The organism is Bacillus sp. FSL K6-0994 (assembly GCF_038630815.1).
Classification (GTDB): domain Bacteria; phylum Bacillota; class Bacilli; order Bacillales; family Bacillaceae; genus Bacillus; species Bacillus safensis.
In genome coordinates, this window is record NZ_CP152043.1 from 2,581,577 (window position 1) to 2,601,187 (window position 19,611).

Annotated in this window: 20 protein-coding genes; 4 read left to right on the forward strand and 16 right to left on the reverse strand. The window is 42.0% G+C overall.

The genetic code is table 11. The annotated features are described in order from the left end of the window. Positions 1-92: 92 nt before the first annotated feature. Positions 93-3,428 carry a DNA polymerase III subunit alpha gene (gene dnaE, locus MHB69_RS13385; protein ID WP_176966881.1) on the reverse strand — a complete coding sequence of 1,112 codons (3,336 nt, stop codon included), beginning with the start codon at positions 3,426-3,428 and terminating at the stop codon, positions 93-95. 137 nt (positions 3,429-3,565) lie between these two features. Between dnaE and MHB69_RS13390 the strand changes: the two genes are divergently transcribed. The 3 genes from MHB69_RS13390 (at position 3,566) to MHB69_RS13400 (ending at position 4,701) form a co-directional block, all read left to right on the forward strand. After that, positions 3,566-3,907: a YtrH family sporulation protein gene (locus MHB69_RS13390; protein ID WP_024424798.1), complete on the forward strand. Its 342-nt coding sequence runs from the start codon at positions 3,566-3,568 to the stop codon at positions 3,905-3,907. Beyond that, positions 3,904-4,407: a sporulation membrane protein YtrI gene (gene ytrI, locus MHB69_RS13395; RefSeq protein ID WP_003216226.1), complete on the forward strand. Its 504-nt coding sequence runs from the start codon at positions 3,904-3,906 to the stop codon at positions 4,405-4,407. The genes MHB69_RS13390 and ytrI overlap by 4 nt, the downstream gene beginning before the upstream one ends. A 108-nt stretch (positions 4,408-4,515) precedes the next feature. Beyond that, positions 4,516-4,701, forward strand: a complete 186-nt coding sequence (locus MHB69_RS13400; RefSeq protein WP_003216400.1) for a hypothetical protein — start codon at positions 4,516-4,518, stop codon at positions 4,699-4,701. 52 nt (positions 4,702-4,753) lie between these two features. Here MHB69_RS13400 and MHB69_RS13405 read toward each other — a convergent pair whose 3' ends face one another. Then, entirely contained in the window at positions 4,754-5,695 is a 942-nt protein-coding gene (locus MHB69_RS13405) for a bifunctional oligoribonuclease/PAP phosphatase NrnA (protein WP_024424800.1), read from the reverse strand. A 147-nt stretch (positions 5,696-5,842) separates the two neighbouring features. Here MHB69_RS13405 and MHB69_RS13410 point away from each other — a divergent pair, with 147 nt between their 5' ends. Beyond that, on the forward strand, positions 5,843-6,145 hold the full coding sequence (locus MHB69_RS13410) for a YtpI family protein (RefSeq protein WP_003216665.1): 303 nt from the start codon (positions 5,843-5,845) through the stop codon (positions 6,143-6,145). A gap of 37 nt (positions 6,146-6,182) precedes the next feature. Here the strand turns inward: MHB69_RS13410 and MHB69_RS13415 are convergent, their stop codons facing one another. The 14 genes from MHB69_RS13415 to sppA form a co-directional block, all read right to left on the reverse strand. Further along, on the reverse strand, positions 6,183-7,505 hold the full coding sequence (locus tag MHB69_RS13415; protein WP_342495671.1) for a CBS domain-containing protein: 1,323 nt from the start codon (positions 7,503-7,505) through the stop codon (positions 6,183-6,185). Between the two features lie 148 nt (positions 7,506-7,653). Next, on the reverse strand, positions 7,654-8,337 hold the full coding sequence (locus MHB69_RS13420) for a metal-dependent hydrolase (protein WP_041115017.1): 684 nt from the start codon (positions 8,335-8,337) through the stop codon (positions 7,654-7,656). 35 nt (positions 8,338-8,372) lie between these two features. Next, positions 8,373-9,161, reverse strand: a complete 789-nt coding sequence (locus tag MHB69_RS13425) for an SDR family oxidoreductase (RefSeq protein ID WP_342495672.1) — start codon at positions 9,159-9,161, stop codon at positions 8,373-8,375. A gap of 95 nt (positions 9,162-9,256) precedes the next feature. Beyond that, positions 9,257-10,162, reverse strand: a complete 906-nt coding sequence (locus MHB69_RS13430) for an aminoglycoside phosphotransferase family protein (RefSeq protein WP_342495673.1) — start codon at positions 10,160-10,162, stop codon at positions 9,257-9,259. A gap of 118 nt (positions 10,163-10,280) precedes the next feature. Then, positions 10,281-11,654, reverse strand: coding sequence for an argininosuccinate lyase (gene argH / locus MHB69_RS13435; RefSeq protein ID WP_024424805.1), 1,374 nt, complete (start codon positions 11,652-11,654; stop codon positions 10,281-10,283). Then, positions 11,651-12,862, reverse strand: a complete 1,212-nt coding sequence (locus MHB69_RS13440; protein WP_024424806.1) for an argininosuccinate synthase — start codon at positions 12,860-12,862, stop codon at positions 11,651-11,653. Before MHB69_RS13440 ends, argH begins: the two co-directional genes overlap by 4 nt. Positions 12,863-13,034: 172 nt before the next feature. Next, positions 13,035-13,550 (reverse strand): MogA/MoaB family molybdenum cofactor biosynthesis protein, encoded by a 516-nt coding sequence (locus tag MHB69_RS13445; protein ID WP_024426150.1) that lies wholly within the window; start codon positions 13,548-13,550, stop codon positions 13,035-13,037. 105 nt (positions 13,551-13,655) lie between these two features. Then, the gene (locus tag MHB69_RS13450; RefSeq protein ID WP_024424808.1) at positions 13,656-14,840 is read right to left on the reverse strand and encodes an acetate kinase; all 1,185 of its coding nucleotides are present in this window, start codon (positions 14,838-14,840) and stop codon (positions 13,656-13,658) included. A 229-nt stretch (positions 14,841-15,069) separates the two neighbouring features. After that, positions 15,070-16,044, reverse strand: coding sequence for a class I SAM-dependent methyltransferase (locus MHB69_RS13455; protein ID WP_342489555.1), 975 nt, complete (start codon positions 16,042-16,044; stop codon positions 15,070-15,072). Positions 16,045-16,132: 88 nt separating this feature from the next. Next, positions 16,133-16,633, reverse strand: coding sequence for a thiol peroxidase (gene tpx / locus MHB69_RS13460; RefSeq protein WP_024424810.1), 501 nt, complete (start codon positions 16,631-16,633; stop codon positions 16,133-16,135). Between the two features lie 112 nt (positions 16,634-16,745). Beyond that, positions 16,746-17,198: a GerW family sporulation protein gene (gene ytfJ, locus MHB69_RS13465; RefSeq protein ID WP_007501733.1), complete on the reverse strand. Its 453-nt coding sequence runs from the start codon at positions 17,196-17,198 to the stop codon at positions 16,746-16,748. A gap of 14 nt (positions 17,199-17,212) precedes the next feature. Beyond that, positions 17,213-17,920, reverse strand: coding sequence for a DUF2953 domain-containing protein (locus MHB69_RS13470; RefSeq protein ID WP_176966878.1), 708 nt, complete (start codon positions 17,918-17,920; stop codon positions 17,213-17,215). A 97-nt stretch (positions 17,921-18,017) separates the two neighbouring features. Beyond that, a complete protein-coding gene (locus MHB69_RS13475) occupies positions 18,018-18,542 on the reverse strand; it encodes an RDD family protein (RefSeq protein WP_024424812.1) in 525 nt (174 codons plus the stop codon). A gap of 14 nt (positions 18,543-18,556) precedes the next feature. Then, positions 18,557-19,558 carry a signal peptide peptidase SppA gene (gene sppA / locus MHB69_RS13480; RefSeq protein ID WP_024424813.1) on the reverse strand — a complete coding sequence of 334 codons (1,002 nt, stop codon included), beginning with the start codon at positions 19,556-19,558 and terminating at the stop codon, positions 18,557-18,559. Positions 19,559-19,611 lie beyond the last annotated feature (53 nt).

A 19,611-nucleotide genomic window follows, 5' to 3' on the forward strand; every position in this document is an offset into this window, starting at 1 on the left:
GATAAGCACATACTGGCAGTTTTAAATACACAGAATCTTTAAAATGATAACACAATAGGTGAATTTGTAAAACATATTCAGGCGATTTGTCATCATTTAATCACAACGTTTTGTTCACCGAGCAGCTCTTTTAACTGGAAAATCACAGCATGATTTGCATGAACTTTGTATGCATCTGGAAGTCTCATCGTCTTTTTTTGCTTCTCATAATACAAATAGACATCTGCTTCTCCGCTGTGCATCGAGAGGACTCGTTTTACTTGCTCTAGCAGCTCCTGCGTATGATTCTCTTCTTTGACCCGAATGTAGACAGACTCTTTTCTTTTTGCGTCCATCTCTTCCAGCAAAGCAGCTTCTTGCACGATGATTTGACTGCTGTCATTTCTGACCTCTACTCTGCCTTCAACATAAAGCATGGTGCCCTCCTCAAGTAAGGGGGACAGCTTTCTAAATTGCTCTGGAAAGACGACGCCTTCCATTTCTCCCGTTTCATCCCCAAATGTAACAAATGCCATCGATTGTCCATTTTTTGTCCGAATCGATTTCACTTTTGTCAAAAGACCACCCATTGAGATTTTACGCTTTATATAGGAAGAAAGTCTGATGATTTCCACTGCACCATTCTCTCTTAAGCGGTCTCGGTACGCTTGTACTGGATGATTTGATAAATATAAACCGAGTGCCTCTTTTTCAAATTGCAGGAGGTCAACAAGCGGCATTTCTTCTATCTCCGCATATTTTGGCTTAATGGAGAAGGTTGTATCCCCAAGAAAGTCCAGCTGATCCTCTGGATTTAAAAATGACACGTGGTCTAACGCAATATCTATCGATGCTAATAACGAAGCACGATTGGGATAAAATTCATCCATCGCCCCTGAAAAAATGAGCGCTTCAATCGTTTTTCGGTTGACACTCTTTGGTGATACTCTTGCGCAAAAATCAAATAAATCTTCAAACGGCTTTTCCTGTCTTGCTCTGTATATATCCTTTACAGCTGACACTCCGACATTTTTGATCGCTCTTAAGCTGTAGCGGATCTCCCCTTTTTCAACCGTAAATGGAAACTCACTCTTATTAATAGAAGGCTTCAACACAGATATCCCTTTTTCCTTCGCCTCATAGAAATATTGAGCAACTTTGTCTTCATTTCCAATTACACTCGTTAAAAGACCGCACATAAAATATAACGGATAATGCGCTTTTAAATAAGCAAGCTGAAAGCCAATCATGCTATATGCAACAGCATGGCTTCTATTAAAACCATAGTTTGCAAATTTGACGATTAAGTCATAAACGTCATTTGCAATGTTAACAGGATACTCCTTTTTTAGGCATCCTTCAACAAAATGGCTTCGCTCTTCATCAAGGACCTTTTTATCCTTCTTCGAAACAGCTCTTCTTAATAGATCTGCCTCGCCCAGCTGAAAACCAGCCATCTTCGCTGCAATCAGCATGATTTGCTCCTGATAGACGATGACCCCATATGTATCCTTTAATATGTCATACAAATCAGGATGAGGATAGGAGACCTTGACTCTGCCATGCTTTCGGTCGATAAAAAGCGGGATATTTTCCATTGGACCTGGACGATAGAGGGCATTGACCGCCACGATATCTTCTAAACTAGACGGCTTCAGGCGTCTCAGCACCTGTCGCATTCCCTGTGATTCAAGCTGGAATATTCCAGTTGTATCTCCGGCGGATAACAATTCAAACGTTTTCTGATCCTCGTATGAAATGTCACTAAAGTTAATGTGGACGTTTTCCTGTCTTTCAATCTGGTTTTTAATGGATTCAATTAATGTTAAGTTTCTGAGCCCTAAGAAATCCATCTTTAAAAGTCCAAGGTCTTCTAAATAATTCATGGCGTACTGCGTTAAATACACACCTTCATGGCCGTCTTGAATCGGAACGACCTCTGTCAGCGGCTCTTCGCTCAGCACCACGCCGGCTGCATGTGTCGAGGTGTGTCTTGGCAAGCCCTCTACTTTTAAAGCAGTTTGGAAGACCTTTCGAAGCTCTTCGGATTGCTGAAGCATCGTTTTTAATTCAGAAGATGCAGTCACCGCTTCTTTCAGCGTCGTTCCTGGCTTTGATGGAATCAGCTTGGCAAGACGGTCCGCTGCTTTTGAATCAATTCCCATCACACGTCCAACATCCCTTAAAGCAGCTTTTGCTGCAAGTGTTCCAAACGTGACAATTTGCGCCACATGCATGTCTCCGTATTTGTCTTTTACATAAGAAATGATTTCATCTCTTCTCGTATCGGGGAAATCAATATCTATATCTGGCATACTGATCCGCTCTGGATTTAAGAAACGCTCAAATAAAAGACCGTGACGGATCGGATCGACATCCGTAATAAACAGAACATAAGCAACAAGTGAACCCGCTGCTGATCCCCGTCCAGGGCCTGTGACAATCCCTTTGTCATGCGCATACTTCATAAAATCCCACACAATGAGAAAATAATCACTGAAATTCATTTTTTGGATAATGCTCAGCTCATATTCAAGCCTTTTAACATACATGTCATTTGAAGCAATCTTTCTTTGCTTCATCCCTTCTGCGCACACTCTGTGTAAAAACTGATCTGCTGTTGATTGATCAGGAGTTGGATAGGATGGAAGTTTTGTCTGCCCAAGATTTAAATCGACTTCACAGCGGTCTGCAATCTCCACCGTTCTTGTCAGCAGCTCTCGATCATCTCTATACCATTCAAACATTTCATCAAAGGATTTGAAATGCTTTTCTCCTCGGTCTTCCTCTATCTCTGAAAGCTGCTTACCTGCTTTAATCGCCTTTAAGCACGTATAAGCCATTTTGTCTTCTCGATTGATATAGTGAACATCACCCGTCGCAACAAGAGGAATGTCCGTACTTTGTGAGACGTCCCGCAGTTTGCCGGCGAGCGATTCGTCCTGCTGAAATGGCTGAAGTGCGATATACACATGTCCCTCGCCGAATATATGCTTCAATTGTTTGGCGGCTTCACGCGCTTCTTCTAACTGATCATGCTGCAAAAGCGTTTCAATATACCCAGATGCGCCTGGTGTGATGGCAATGAGCCCGCGGTGATAGCTTTTGAGCCATTTCTCTTTCAATCCGGCTTTTGATTTTGATTTCAGCACACTGCTGATTTTGATCAGGTTTTGATAGCCTTCATTGTTTTTTGCAAGGAGTACCAAGGGATAAGCCTCTGTCTCTTGTTCATCTATGAAGACAGAAGCTGTTAAACCGATAACCGGCTTGATGCCATGTTTTTTACATTCCTTATAAAATTCAACCGTGCCATACATCACATGGTCATCGGTAAGAGCAAGCGCCTTGCAGCCAAGTTCTTTTGCTTTCAGCACAAGCTCCTTTACTTTAGCTGCACTGCTTAATAAGCTGTATCCACTGTGGACCTGAAGATGAACATAAGACATGCTTAATCCACTCCTTTCGTCTAAAGTCATTCTTTCATTATAAAACGCGATGCGATGAGAAACAAATGTTCTTTCTTTTCTGTCCGTTCATACTTGTCCAGCACACGCCATATATTGAATAGAGTGAGGTGGACAAAATGGATGTGAAGGAAGCTTTTATTCCGAATTTTATCAGCTGTTATTTTATCGCCCTTGGGGTCATTTTGGGTGGTGCTATCATAGGCGGTGTTGGTGCGTATTTATCTGGTCAGCCGCCTTTATCCATTATTACTAGTCTTGCCAACCGTTTAAAGATTTGGGCGCTTGTCGCCGCTATCGGTGGAACATTTGATGCTGTTTATAGCTTTGAACGAGGCATTTTCGAAGGAAACACGCGTGATATTTTCAAGCAGATTTTATTAATTATCTCTGCCATGGGCGGTGCACAAACGGGGTATCTCATTATTACGTGGCTCACCCAGGAGCATGTGTCATCATGAGGGTGCCGGAGCTGTATAAACGCCCAGGCTGGCAGCGTTTTTTTGCAGGAATGATGTTTGGTGCGATTGTAAGCTGGCTCATTTTTCTCTTTACATACGGAACCTTTCAGGAAAAGCAAGTGACACTGCTGAGAAGCCAGCAGCATCATATGGACAGTTTGAAAGAACAAATCACACTCTATCGGGAAGATTTGCATAAGTTAAATGAGGATAATAAGAAGCGGCTGCTGATTCAAAGCGTAGATGTTCATCTCGTGAATCGTGAGCAGTATAAAATCCCAGAGCCAGATACGCTAAAGTTTGAAGATCAGGTCAAGGAGGATATCTCAGAAGTCATTACAAAGGATATTGAAAGTGTCTATAAAACAAAGGAATTACTAAAACGGACAGTGGAAAATAAAGAATATACCATTCGGGAAAAGGCATATCGCGCGAAAGTGACAGAGCTGACAATTTATACGAAGCTTTCACTTGAAGTACGTATTTCATTTGCTGAATAAGGAGGTTGTGGAATTTTTATGAATTTCTGCCCTCAATGATCGCTTTTCACGCTTCATTTTTATACACTAAAAGTAGAACGAGATCTTAAATAGAAAGAGGTGAGGACAATGGAGGTTTACAGCTATCGTCAAATGGCACGAGACAAAGCAAGCCGGATCAAAGACGGCATGTGCGCCTATGCTGAGACAGAAATGATGGCTCATTTAATTAAAAAAGAATTAAAGCATCAAAATCTCCAAGCCTATGAAGATTCAACAGACATCGGCTGCTGGTTTATCCCTGTATGCAAGTAACCCTTTTCTCCATGACAAAAAAGAGAGAAGGGACTTAAGTATCCCTCCTCTCTTATGATGATGATTTACATACTTCCTCTAAATCACGCAAAATCTCATCTGCTACTGCCCAATCATAAATGGACGCACCGGCTGCAAGCGGGTGGCCGCCGCCATGATATTTTTTCGCAATGGTGTTAATGACGACGCCTTTAGAGCGGAATCTAACACGAATCTGATCGTTTTCTTCCACAAAAAAGACCCATGCCTTAATGCCTGCAATATTTCCTAGTGTCCCAACAAGCTGTGAGGCTTGCTGCGCTGTTGTTTGGAACGATTCCAAAATTTCACGCTTAATGAAAACAGATGCAACCCCGTTCTCTGACAAAGAAATATGTTGAAAAATATAACCATTTAATTTCACGACATTCAAATCTGTCTCATACAATTGATTGAAAAGATCTGAAGATGAAAATGGATATTCGATGAGTTCACCTGCATATTTGAGTGTCTTTTTCGTTGTGTTTGGGAAAAGGAAGCGGCCTGTGTCTCCTACAATGCCGGCATAGATCAATTCAGCCGCCTTTGTATTCAGCTGATATCCTTCTTCTTTCCCCTCTAAGTACAATTCATAAATCATCTCGCTCACAGAGCTTGCCTCTGTATCCACCCAAAGCAAATCACCATAAGGATCTTCATTTGGATGATGGTCGATTTTCATCAGCTTATCGCCCATTAAATAGCGCTGATCATCGATTCTTGCTTGATTGGCCGTATCACAGACAATGACAAGGGCCCCTTTATACACGTCGTCTGGTACCTCATCGAGTTCATATAAAAATGAAAGGGATGGCTCAGGCGTTCCTGTCGCATAAATATTTTTTTCTGGATAGGTGGCACGCAAGATTTCCGTAAGGCCGCACTGCGATCCATACGCATCAGGATCTGGTCTTACATGTCTATGGATGATGATGGTGTCATATAATGATATGGTTCTAATCAGTTCTTTTTTCATAAAAACTCCTTCTCATGCGATACTCTTTTTATTATTAAATCATAATCTATCGTGACGGAAAAGTGAGGAATAGACAATTTATTCTAGTAAGCAAGCCTATTTACGTTTAAAATAGGGTTGTAACCACTTACAATGGAGGCTTGGCACATGCTTGTTTTGATTGTGTTTATTATTTGTTCTGCCATGTTTTATTTATACTACAAAGCAAAAAATGTCCGTACGAACCGGCCAGTCGAGAAAAAATTCTGGTCGGCGAAATCCAGTATGGCACTTGGCTGCTTTGTCCTGCTCTTCGGTGTGAATCAATTATTTTTAAACCGCTCGTCACTCGCATTTGTCATCGGATTTATTTTTGTTGCCGTCGGTATCGGCAGTACTTGGGCTGGGTATAAAGCCTACAAGCATTACCTTCCGCTCTTCTTAAAGGAAGGCGAAAAAGATCACGCGTAATAAGGAAAGGGGCGACATAAGTTCGCCCTTTTTATCATTATCCCCTCTCCATCAGCTGCACCATCAGCATCGCTTTGCCTACGATATTCGATTGGTGATAAACCTCCACTTCCAGCTTTCCAAACTTGCGTCCTACTTCTAAAATATTCGGCTTAATCTGGATTGTGGATTCCATTTGGACCGGTTTTAAGAAATAGACAGAGAGACTCTCGACGATCAGTTCGCCCTTTTTATGAGATTTTAAGAAGCGGTTGGCAGATTCGATTAAAATTTGTGTGAACACCCCATATGAAATGTTTCCAAGCTGATTCGTCATTTGCGGGGTAACCTCGTATTGATAAACCGCATCCGCTTTTGGTTTCTCTGTATCGGTTTCTTTAAACCCTCTTGAGACAACATCATCCAGCTTTTCTCCGACCTGCGGCTGCTTTTGAATCATTTGGAGCGCCTTGAGCACATCCTGACGGCTGATCATACCGATCAGCTTCGCAAAATCATCCACAACTGGCAGCACCTCAATGCCTTCCCACACCATCATTTGTGCAGCTGAGGCGACAGATGTCTTGCCAATGACCGTCAGCGGATTTTTCGTCATCACTTTTTCAATCGGTGTGGAGCGGTCATGCCCCGCAATATCCTTTGAGGTGAGGATTCCGTGAATCTTCATTTGATCATCTGCGACCGGGAAACGGCCGTGGCCAGTTTCATAATTCTTTTCATACCATTTTTCAAGCTTATCCTCTGGTGATAAATACACGGTGCGTTCAATCGGCGTTAAAATATCTTCTACAAGCACAATTTCTTTTTTAATTAATTGGTCATAAATGGCTCTGTTAATGAGGGCCGCTACGGTAAATGTATCGTAGCTTGTCGATAAAATCGGCAGCTCCAGCTCATCTGCGAGCTGAATGATTTCATCATCTGTTGAGAATCCGCCTGTGACCAGCACAGCCGCCCCTGCCTCTAATGCCTGTCTGTGGGCATTGATTCGGTTTCCGACGATGAGCAGGTTGCCAGCAGCCGTATAGCGCATCATTGCGTCCAGCTCCATCGCTCCAATGACAAATTTGTTTAACGTTTTATGTAATCCGGCGCGTCCTCCAAGGACCTGGCCATCAATGACATTGACCACTTCTGCATATGTCAGTTTTTCAATATTTTCTTTTTTCTTTTGTTCAATTCGAATGGTGCCGACTCGTTCAATGGTACTGACGAATCCTTTATTTTCAGCATCTTTGATGGCCCGGTAAGCGGTGCCTTCACTCACTTTCATTTCTTTCGCTATGCGCCGGACAGAGATTTTCTCCCCGACTTCTAATGAATCAATATACGATAAAATTTGCTCATGCTTTGTCGCCAATCCCGTTCACCCTTTTTGTTTTCAGCGTTTTCATCTATGTTTCATTATAAGGGCAGGAGGCTTTTAATAGCAATTTGTCTTTTCTTTCAGCAGATGAAGGCAAATAAAAAAAGCCGGCATTTGTTTGCCAGCTTTATTCATATGAGGATTAAATCTCGATTGATTCCCCGCTGTTTAACACATGCCCGACGCCGCCATGCAGGCTGTCTGCAAATGCATGCGGATCCTGTTCAATTGGCGGGAATGTGCTGTAGTGGATCGGAACGACCTGTTTTGCCCGCAGCCATTCTGCTGCGATTCTTGCATCTTCCGGTCCCATCGTGAAGTTATCACCAATTGGAAGGAATGCGAGTTCAATATGATTCAGTTCACCGATCAGCTTCATATCTGAAAAGAGAGCAGTGTCTCCAGCATGATAAATGGTTTTGCCCTCTGCCGTGAATAAAATACCTGATGGCATCCCTGTATACGTAATTGTCTGTGCCTCTTCATCAATGACAGCTGAACCATGGAACGCTTGCGTGAGCTTCACTTTACCAAATTCAAACTCACGGCCGCCTCCAATAGAAAGCGGGTGCGTTTTCACCCCTTGCCAGCTTAAATACGTGGCAAGTTCGAAGGGCGCGACAACAAGTGCATCATTGTTTTTAGCCATTTCAATGGTGTCGCCGATGTGATCTCCATGTCCATGTGTCAGTAAAATGACATCCGCTTTCACATCTTGCGGTTTGATCTCTGTGTGCTTATTTCCATTTAAAAATGGATCAATCCAAATATGGTATCCGTTTGTTTCAATGTGTACAACTGAATGTCCATGATATGTAGCTTTCATGTGAGTATATCCACCTTTCAATTTTTGATCTCATATCATTTATTCCCTCTATAAAAAGCTGAAAAACTTAATGCCTGTGAATCACACTTAAGACCACCTGTTGCTTCAATGACGGTCCCTGTAATAAGATCTGAACGGTCATCGCATAGAAATGAGATGATACGTCCTATATCCTCTCCAGTACCAGACCTGCCTATCGGCGTTTCATCGTCTTTGATTTGACGGGCTTCCTCTATTGTCGATTCTTTCATGTCTCCAACGATTTTGCCTGGACACACCATATTGGCCGTGATACCATTTTCGGCTTCTTCAATCGCAATGGTTTTCGTCAATGACGCAAGGCCCACTTTTGCCGCTCCAAAGGCTGATCTGTGCATCCAGCCTGGCGCATGGTCTGCACCTTGGAAGCCATAAGTGATAATGCGGCCAAAGCCTTGTTTTCTCATCATTGGGATGACCATTCGGAACAAATGGAATACTGCTGATAGGTTGCCTTCCATCATTTGATACCATTCATCCTCAGAATAATCCGCCAGTTTTTTTCGTTCAAAAATATAAGGGCCAGCATTGTTAATCAGGGCATCAATCCGCCCAAATCGCTCTGCTGCCAGCTCTACCATGTTTTTCAAATCTTCTTTTTTTGTCACATCACCTTGGACAAATTGAAGCTTATCTTCGTACTGCTGTAGTTCTTCTTTCATCTGCCGGACAGCTTCATCATCACTTCGATAATTCACTGTCACAGAATACCCCATATTCAGTAAAGACTCGGTGACTTTCCGGCCAAGTCCTTTAGAACCCGCTGTTATTAATGCGTGTCGCACACAATCTCCTCCTAAAGCAAAGGTTGCAAGTTCACGTGTTTCTTTTGTTATCTTTACTTTACTATAAACCGGCATCTGGCGCACTTATGAACCCTTTATCGATATGAGTCAAACAGTATAGGGTGATTCATCCACTTTTTCAAATCCCATGAGCCATGGATATCGAGCAGCAGCGAAACAAAACGATAGCATTCTCTCACCTCATGAAGCTCGCGAGGAAGCGGGCAAATCTCTTCATAGCCCAATTGAACATTGCGGGCAGCTTCTTTCGTCAAAAGGTATTCCAATGCAATAAAATCAAACGCAGCTGGTCCATATACGACATATTCGGTATCAACTAAACTCGTCACTTGATCATCATTTTCAATATATTGAGACGGATCTAAATCAATTAAAATAAGACTGGCTGAATCAGGCGTCCTTAGCTTTTCAATCTTTTGCAGCACAATTTCTGCATAACAGTGAAATTCAGGCTGATCAGCGTAATAGCGGTCTATGAGTTTGGATACAGCCTTTTTTAACACAGCATGGAATTCTCTCAAATGCTTCTTATCAGCTCCGTAGACTGCACCAAAAAAGTCAGTACGATATGAATGAAGTTGAGCTAGTTTCCTCCCATAATCCTTATAAAAGTCTGATGAACGTCCCTCAAAAGATGTATAAGGTGTTCCTTCTACTTTTTCCATTACATAAAAATGTCTCCCTGCCTTCTTCACTTTACGAACAACTTCTGGAATATGAAAGGAATTCGTACGAGACAGCTTTTGATTGATTTGATCGATATGCTCTTGTACAGTACGGTCATCTACTCCATAGATCATCTTGATCCCAAACACAAATTCACTTTCTTCTCTTGCAGTTTTAGGAGATTTGACTACATATTCCGTTTTATCTTGTAAGGAGATCAGCCACACATCATTAACTCGTCCGTCATATTGTTCTCCTAACGTTTTCACTGATACGATTGGTTGATGAAACAAAGCCTCAAGCGTTTTCTTCATGATCTGCTGTCACTCCCTCTTCTGCTTGACGCAGGTATGCTTTCATTTCTCCAATGATCATCAATCTCCTTTTTCCATGACAAAAAAACCATCCGTATAAACGAATGGTTTTGATAAGTTATGCCAGGCAGGCTTTTGCTTTTTCTAAAGCGAGCTGAATTTGTTTGAATCCAGTTCCGCCTGCACTTGTTCTTTTTTCAACAGCAACATATGGGTCAAGAACTGTGTAAATGTCTTGTTCAAAAAGTTCGCTTGCTTCTGTAAATGTTTCAAAAGGAAGATCACTTAGATAGATGCCTTTTTGAATACATGTATACACAAGCTTGCCAACGATTTCGTGTGCTTCACGGAATGGCATGCCTTTTTTCGCAAGGTAGTCTGCCACTTCTGTTGCGTTTGAGAAATCTTCTTTTGTTGCCTTTTTCATGACATCTTCGTTCACTGTCATCGTTTGAATCATGCCTGTGAAAATTTGCAGGCTGCCAGCGATGGTTTTCACTGTATCAAACATGCCTTCTTTATCTTCTTGCAGGTCTTTGTTATACGTAAGCGGCAAGCCTTTCATAATCGTGAGAAGCCCCATCAGATTGCCATACACGCGGCCTGTTTTCCCGCGGATTAATTCAGCCATATCCGGGTTTTTCTTCTGCGGCATCATGCTGCTGCCTGTTGCATACGTGTCATCGAGTTCAATGAATTTGAATTCTTGCGAGCACCATAAAATGATTTCCTCACAAAAACGTGAGAGATGCATCATCACAAGGCTGCTATTAGATAAAAACTCTAAAATGAAGTCCCGGTCACTCACACCATCGAGGCTGTTTTCGTAAATGTGGTCAAAGCCAAGCTGCTCTGCTGTATATTCACGATCAATCGGGAATGTCGTTCCTGCTAACGCTCCGCATCCAAGTGGAGACACGTTAATTCGCTTCAATGAATCTTGAAAGCGCGCTTTGTCACGCTCAAGCATCCAAAAATAGGCGAGCATATGATGGGCAAACGAAATAGGCTGTGCACGCTGCAGGTGCGTATATCCTGGAAAAATTGTTTCAACGTGCTGTTCTGCCTTTTCTACAAGCACCGTTTGAAAGGAAGAGATCAGCTCAATAATATGCTCGACTTGGTTATTCAAATATAAGTGCATATCGGTTGCAACCTGATCATTCCGGCTTCTCGCTGTGTGCAATTTGCCGCCAAGCGGACCAATCTCATCAATGAGCATTTTTTCAAGGTTTAAATGAATGTCTTCATAATCGACTGAGAATTCCAGTTCATCCGCCTCTGCCTTTTTCATGAGCGTATTTAGTCCGTCTTTGATGGCAGCGGCCTCCTCATCGCCGAGGATACCGCATTTATTCAGCATACTTGCATGAGCAAGGGAGCCGGTCAAATCTTCTTTGACTAATTGTTTGTCGAAATGAATGGACGCGCCAAACTCATCGACCCATTTTTCTGGTGTTTTTTGAAATCGGCCTCCCCAAAGCTTTTTCATGCTTTAACCTGCTCCTTTTTATTCACGATGCTGTTTACTTTTGTCGGTAAGCCCCAAAGGTTAATAAATCCTACAGCTGCATCATGATCGAATTCGTCTGCTTTTGTATAAGTTGCTAGATTTTCATCATAAAGTGAATATGGTGATTTACGTCCTTCTACAATGGCATGACCTTTAAATAGTTTCACACGTACAACACCCGTTACGTTCTGCTGTGTTTCTTGTAAGAATGCATCTAGTGCTTCTTTAAGCGGTGAGAACCATAAGCCGTTGTATATTAATTCAGCCATTTTTTGTTCAACGATTGGTTTAAAGTGTGCCACTTCCTTGACAAGCGTTAAGTCTTCAAGCTCTTTATGTGCTTTAAGAAGTGTGACAGCACCTGGGCACTCGTACACTTCACGGGATTTGATGCCAACAAGACGGTTTTCAACGTGATCGATTCTGCCTACACCATGCTGACCAGCGACTTCATTTAAATGAAGGATGAGATCAGATAATGAATATTGGATACCATCAATCGCAGTCGGTTTTCCTTTTTCAAACGTGATCTCAATGATTTCAGGTGTGTCAGGGGTTTTTTCAAGTGGATTTGTCAGATCGTATGCACCCTCTGGCGGCGCAGCCCAAGGATCTTCTAAAATGCCACATTCGTTACTTCTGCCCCAAAGGTTTTGGTCGATTGAATATGGGCTGTCTAAGTTAATCGGAATTGGAATACCGTGTTTTTGTGCATAATCGATTTCTTCATCACGAGACCATTTCCATTCACGCACTGGTGCAAGAACTTCTAGGTCTGGATTCAATGCTTTAATGGATACTTCGAAACGAACTTGGTCGTTCCCTTTTCCAGTACATCCATGAGCAACTGCTACTGCATTTTCTTTTTCTGCCACTTCCACTAATTTTTTTGCAATAAGCGGGCGGGATAGTGCAGATACTAGTGGATATTTTCCTTCATACATTGTGTGTGCTTGTAATGCAGTGAGCGCAAACTCTTCAGCAAATTCTTCTTTTGCGTCAATCATGTATGATTGAACAGCTCCGACTTGAAGTGCTTTTTGTTGAACGAATGCTAAATCTTTTCCTTCACCTACGTCCAAGCAGCAAGCAACGACTTCGTATCCTTGCTCTTGTAACCATTTAACTGCAACAGAGGTATCAAGACCTCCGGAATATGCTAATACGACTTTTTTATTTTGTGACATGATTGAAAAGCTCCTCTCGCTTGTTTTGATTCTGTGAATGTTTTTGCATAAAAATAAGTTTTAATTTATAAACATGCATTTAGTATGTATACACTGTAACAAGGAAAAATTGTTTTTTCAACCCCTTTATGAAAAAAACTCTGCCAAATTTTCTTGGCAGAGTCATTTTGGGCTATTTTTGATCCTTTTCAAGCTCTCGTAAGACATGAGGAAGCTCTGGAATCACGAGTTTGGTCATGGCTAAACGAACGGCTCCGGTAGATCCCGGCGTGGCAAAGACAGCCTTTTGATTGACGACCCCTGCCGTTGCCCTGGATAAAATAGCAGCTGAACCTATGTCTTCTGTATAACTGAGCATGCGGAAGATTTCGCCAAAGCCAGGCAGTTCCTTGGAAAAAAGAGGGGTGATTGCTTCAATGGTCACATCCCTTGCAGCAATTCCTGTGCCGCCATTTAACAAGACGGCATCTATTTTCGGTTCGCTTGTTCCCTCCAGCACAGCGTCTTGAATCGATCCTATATCATCTTTTACAATATCGTATGCAAGAACAAGATGTCCCTGTTCTTTGAGCAAATCAATCATCAGACGGCCGCTTTTATCTGTATCTTTCGTTCTTGTATCACTGACCGTAATGACTTTCACATAAAGCCTTTCTTTCGCCTCACGTTTATGTTCTGTCACGCTCATCTTTCGCACCGCTCCCTTTTGCTTCATATTGGACAACATTATAGCATGCTGCTTTTAACAGAAAAAAGCTCTTTTCCTTATTGGAAAAGAGCTTCTCAAACTTGATTACGCTAAACGCATAACGTCTCTTGCAATCATTACTTCTTCGTTTGTTGGGATGACGATTACTTTTACAGGTGAGTGCGGGTAGCTGATGAATGCTTCTTCGCCTCTCATGTTGTTTAGGGATGGATCCCAGTAAACGCCCATGAATTCTAGACCACGAAGTACACGTGCTCTTACTTCTGAACTGTTTTCACCGATTCCAGCTGTGAAGATGATCGCATCTACGCCATTCATTCTAGCTGCATAAGAGCCGATGTATTTATGAATACGGCTCGCAAAAATATCAAGAGCAACTTCTGCACGGTCGTTTCCTTCTTCTGTTGCTTCTTCGATATCACGAAGGTCACTTGACAGACCAGACACACCTAAAAGACCACTCTTCTTATTCAAAGTAGAAAGCACTTCTTCAGCAGTATGTCCTGTTTTTTCCATAATAAATGGAATAAGGGCAGGGTCAATGTTACCAGAACGTGTACCCATTGCAACACCAGCAAGTGGTGTAAAGCCCATAGATGTATCAATTGATTTTCCGCCTTCAACTGCTGCGATACTCGCACCATTTCCAAGGTGGCAAGAAATCAGACGAAGCTCTTCTAGTGGACGGCCTAATAGCTCGGCTGCACGCTCTGTTACAAACTTGTGGCTTGTCCCGTGGAATCCGTATTTACGAATACCAAAGTTTTTGTAGTAGTCGTACGGAAGGCTGTATAGGTAAGACTGCTCTGGCATAGTTTGGTGGAATGCTGTATCGAACACAGCAACCGCTGGTACGTCAGGCAGAATTTGTTTGAATGCTTTGATTCCTACAACGTTTGCAGGGTTGTGAAGTGGTGCAAGCTCTGAAAGCTGATCAATGTCATTGATCACTTCATCAGTTAAAAGAACAGAATCGCTGAATTTCTCTCCGCCGTGAACAACGCGGTGTCCTACGCCATCAATTTCATTAAAGTCTTTGATGATGTGAAATTCAGTTAGTTTTTCAAGCAGCATTTTGACCGCTACTGCGTGATCTGGAATATCTGTCACTTCTGTTTTCTTTTCTCCATCTACAGAGATCGTGAAGATACTGTTGTCCATTCCGATTCTTTCAACAAGCCCTTTTGTTAAAACGGTTTCTTCTGGCATGTCGAACAATTGGAATTTAAGAGATGAGCTTCCTGCGTTGATTGCAATAATTTTGGACATTACTGTCGCTCCTTTTACTCAGTTGTTATATAAGGTTTCACGTTTTTTCCGGTGCTATATTCAACCTGTTTGACGGGTCTTTTATAGTTTAACGATAAGTCCGAAAAATATCTGACTTTTTCATTTAAACATTGAAAACTTTGCATTTCAAGTGCACCTTCAAACTGTTATCGCTTACATCAATAAGTCGTTATTTTCTGAATAGTAAAATAGCCAGAAATCACTCTGGCTATTGTTTCGTTTCTTTTTCTTCTATAAACCACTGGTCTAGTTTTCTCATCACACCGACCATTGCTTCCTTCTGTGAGAAAGATGGAAGATTGGCAAACAGCATTCGTTTTGGGGCTTCCAGCCCTTCTTTTTTCTTTTGCATCACAAATAAGCTTTTGGCGTGTTTTTTATCCTTAAACATGGACACCGGCAGCTGAATTAACGCATTCATATACGCATGATCTTTGATGAAATCCTTTAATTGTACGCTCTCTTTTCCTTCAAACAAATCGTTTGGAATGATGAAGAATAGGAAGCCGCCTTCTTTTGTGTAGCGAAGGCTTTGTTCAATGAATAAATAATGTGCAAAGGCATGTCCTTCTTTTGCCTTTAATTCAAAGTCTGCTGCACGCTCATCATTTGGATAATAGCCGACTGGGAGACTGCATACAGTGACATCTGCCGGTGAGATCAGAAGCGGCTCAAGACTGTCCTGGTGGAAAAGCTCAACTTCTTTCTCCTCTAAATTCGCCTGCGCCCAAGCAATTTTAATGAGCACATCATCAATTTCAGACGCAAAGCCGCGTTTTGTTTCTGCAGTGAGATTATTTAAAACTGCAAGAAGTAAGTTTCCTGTTCCCGCTGCTGGATCAAAGACTACAAGCTCTTTTTGACCATCTAAAAATTTGTTCACCAAATAGCTGACAAACAGTCCAATCGTATCTGGTGTCATCTGGCGATTTGGATGAGAAATATCCTTTTGACCTTTCAATACGGCGAGCTGAAACGCTTTACGAATCTGCTCATGATCATAAGAAGCAAAATCTGCTTTCTCTATTAAATCCTTTAATAAACCGTTTCGATCATTTGCTTGGAAAAAGGCTTCTCCTGCTTCTGCCAATGCTTCAATATAAGAAATGCTCTGTTCCTTTTTTAATCGAATAGAAGCTGTATCGAGCAGTTCAAAAATCGTACTTACTTGATCTTTCTGCAATGCTTTTCTCTCCTCGCTTTGTTAAAAGCTATATGTTCTCATTGAAAAGAGCCCCAGGATGAAGCCGGAGCTCTTGTCGATGCTGCTTTTATAACAGTGATTTTGCAGCTTCAATGGCTTTTTCATAATTTGGGTGATTCGTTGCTTCACTTACGTATTCAGTGTAAACCACTTTTCCGTTAGGGTCTAATACGAAGACTGCGCGCGCCAATAAACGCAATTCTTTCATATACACTCCGAATGCTTCACCAAATGACATATCTCTGTGATCAGATAATGTTTCGACATTTTCAATTCCGTTTGCTCCGCACCAGCGTGCTTGTGCAAATGGAAGGTCTGCACTAATCGTATAAATATTGACAGGACCTAAACCCGCTGCCTCTTCATTGAAACGTCTTGTTTGTGCGTCACACACACCTGTATCAATAGAAGGAATCACTGAGATGATCGTCACTTTTCCTGCTAAATCAGAAAGTGAAACTTCTCCAAGTGAGTTCGTTAATACCGTAAAATCAGGAGCCTGCTCGCCTACTTTTACTTCATTTCCTACAAGCGTGACAGGACTTCCTTTAAATGTGATCGATGCCAAAACAATTCCTCCCTTTTCAAATGTATGGTTCTATCATAGTAGAGAAAGCAAAAAACTGCAAAGCCTAATCGTCCATTTTGCAAAAAAAGTTAACTGCAGCGCAGCTAACTTTTTAAAGGTCTATGTCATCTAGTTTTCGTTCTTTGTGACGGTGCTCCCGCTCATCCTTCTTAAACATGTGCTGAAGACGTTCAATTGCTTGAGGAGCAGAATCCAATATTTTATCGAGCAGATGTGTGTGTTCATCCAAATGAAGCATTCGAACTCCGTTTGTTCCTACAATTAAGAAGGCGATTGGTGTAATCGACACCCCGCCGCCGCTTCCGCCGCCAAATGGGAGTCTCGGTTCTTTTCGTTCCTGTTCATCAGAACGCTTTTCTTTCTTTTGGTTCCCGTTAAATTCACTGCCGCCGGCTGCAAATCCAAAACCAACCTTTGACACAGTGAGAATGACACTGCCGTCAGGGGTTTCGACTGGATCGCCGATGATTGTATTCACATCTATCATTTCTTTTAAGTTTTCCATCGCTGTCTTCATGAGACCTTGGATTGGATGATCTGCCATTTTCGGGTTCCTCCTTAAACAGATGATTCATTCTTCGTTGCTTGAAGAGAGGCACTTTTTCTCGCCTTTCTTCCTTTTAACCAATGGACAAGTAAACGAATGGCTGCAAGCATAGCATGTCCAATACGGAAATAAGCTATACATGTAAACTGAGTCTGTGACACATTGTGCTGAAAGGCCGGAATGACTTCATATATCGGTTTATGCTTAAAGGTGAGATGCTCCTGCATAAAGGCAAGCAGTGCTCCTTTAACTGACCATACACCGCCGGCTGCTACACCTGTTAAAGCGGCGTCTTGAAAGCCGATCCATGTCGACCAGTGAAACGAGTCAATCTTTACGTGGATGAAGAACTTGCGCATGATCCGGTTTAAATCGACAATCTCTTTTGTGATGCGCTCCATTTGATGAAGGATCTGCTTCATATCACGTTTTCCTACTTTTTTATGCATCGATTCTTTTTCGTGATCAGGCGTTTTGGCGCTCTTCATTTTCTTTTCACGAATATCAATCGTTTGGTCTTCTGGATTGACCCTCACCATCGGAATCTCTTTTTTGAGTCTGACCAATCCATATAAGGTGATGACCTTCAGTGCAATGTGGTCATTGTCGTTTGTATGCGAATAGTCCAGCGAAATGGTTACTTTCATGAAAATCAACAAGATCACAAGAAACAAAAACGCTGCGATCCAAACGTAAAGCACTGTGCTCACTTCCTCCATAACAAATGATGCTTCCCCTACGATTATGGCTCTCATTCTGGATTTTATACCCAATCAACAAAAAAGAGTTTGACCGTTACGGCCAAACTCCCTCTGATTATACGTTTGATTCTGTTTTTTCATATAAATGTTCATGGACGACCACCGTATCGGCAAAGTAATCATGAACCCCTTGCTTTTTCGGTGAGAACCCAACGATAGCATAGAGAATAAAGATCGTATTAATGTAGCGTCCCACAATCTCTCTAAAGAAAATAACATCCCATGCCAGCTTCTTCTCAGGCTGAAGTGAGACCACTTTAATCCCAAACACCATCTTGCCAAGTGTTTGTTGAAAGATTTTCGTCATGATGGCGAAATAAAGGAGGAATACAATCGTCGTTGTGACGGAAAATGGAGAAAACCATCCCCCTCCTTTGGACCAGCCAAACAGACTAAAGATTGGAGAAACCGTCAAATGGTTTACACCCCAGACGACGAGCCAATCAAGAATAAATGCCCAAAATCTAATCCAAAAACCTGCAAACGCCTGTGCTTCAATTGAAGCGCGCTTCACAAAGGCCGGCTTCGATTCTTCCTCTTGGCTGCGGCTTTCGCTTACTTCATCGAATGTAGAATCCATCTATGATCCCTCCTTTATTTTGAATAGAGATACATCGGTTTAGACCCATTTGAGCCAGCCAGTGTTTCTTTTAAATTCAGAAAATCAATTTCGCTTTTAAAGAGCTTGCTTGCACTCATGTTGAAAAGAGAGTTCCAGCCAAAGCTTTGAGAATAGCTGACCACTGTTGCTCCTTTTAAGCCTTTTTCATTTTTCTTCATCGCTTTTAATGCATCTTCATAATACCCAAGCTCATCGACTAATCCGTTCGATTTTGCTTGTGTCCCGTCATATACCCGGCCGTCAGCAATTTTCTTGACTTCCTGTTTTGACATGCCGCGTCCTTCAGAGATCACTTTGACAAATCCTTCATAAGAGTTGTCGACCATGCTTTGCATGATGTTGCGCTCATCTTTTGTCATATCACGGTTTGGAGACATGATATCTTTGAATTTCCCGCTCTTAATCGTTTCATATTTAATACCCAGATTATCTGCGAGCTTTGAATAATTCAAGCTTTGCATGATGACACCTAACGATCCTGTTAATGTTTCAGGTGAAGCAAAGATTTTCTTCGCTGGAGTTGACACGTAGTAGCCGCCTGAAGCTGCCATGGATCCCATAGATACGTAAATCGGCTTCTTCGCTTTTTTCACTTCTTCTAATTTTTTATGTATTTCAGCACTTTCATAGACACCGCCGCCAGGAGAGTTTACGCGCAGAAGTACACCTTTTACAGAAGCATCCTCTTTCGCTTTATCTAGTTCTTTGAGGAATGCACGATGATCATAACCTTCTCCGCCTAATAGGCTCGATGCGCCGCCATTATCTTGAATGGTTCCATTAATCTCAAGAACAGCAATCTTGCCTGCACCGCTGCCATTCTCTAGTACCTTCTCTTCTATTTCATCCCCGAATTGATAGCTCATTTTATTGTCATTGAAGCTATCGAACAAGGCCATCGTGACACTAATCACAATTGAAAATCCGAAAACACCAAGTGCAATAATTAGTGCTACCCATCTTTTCGCATTCATCTTTTTCTCCTCCTTTTTATCTCACTTCATTCATACGAATGCCCACACGAAAT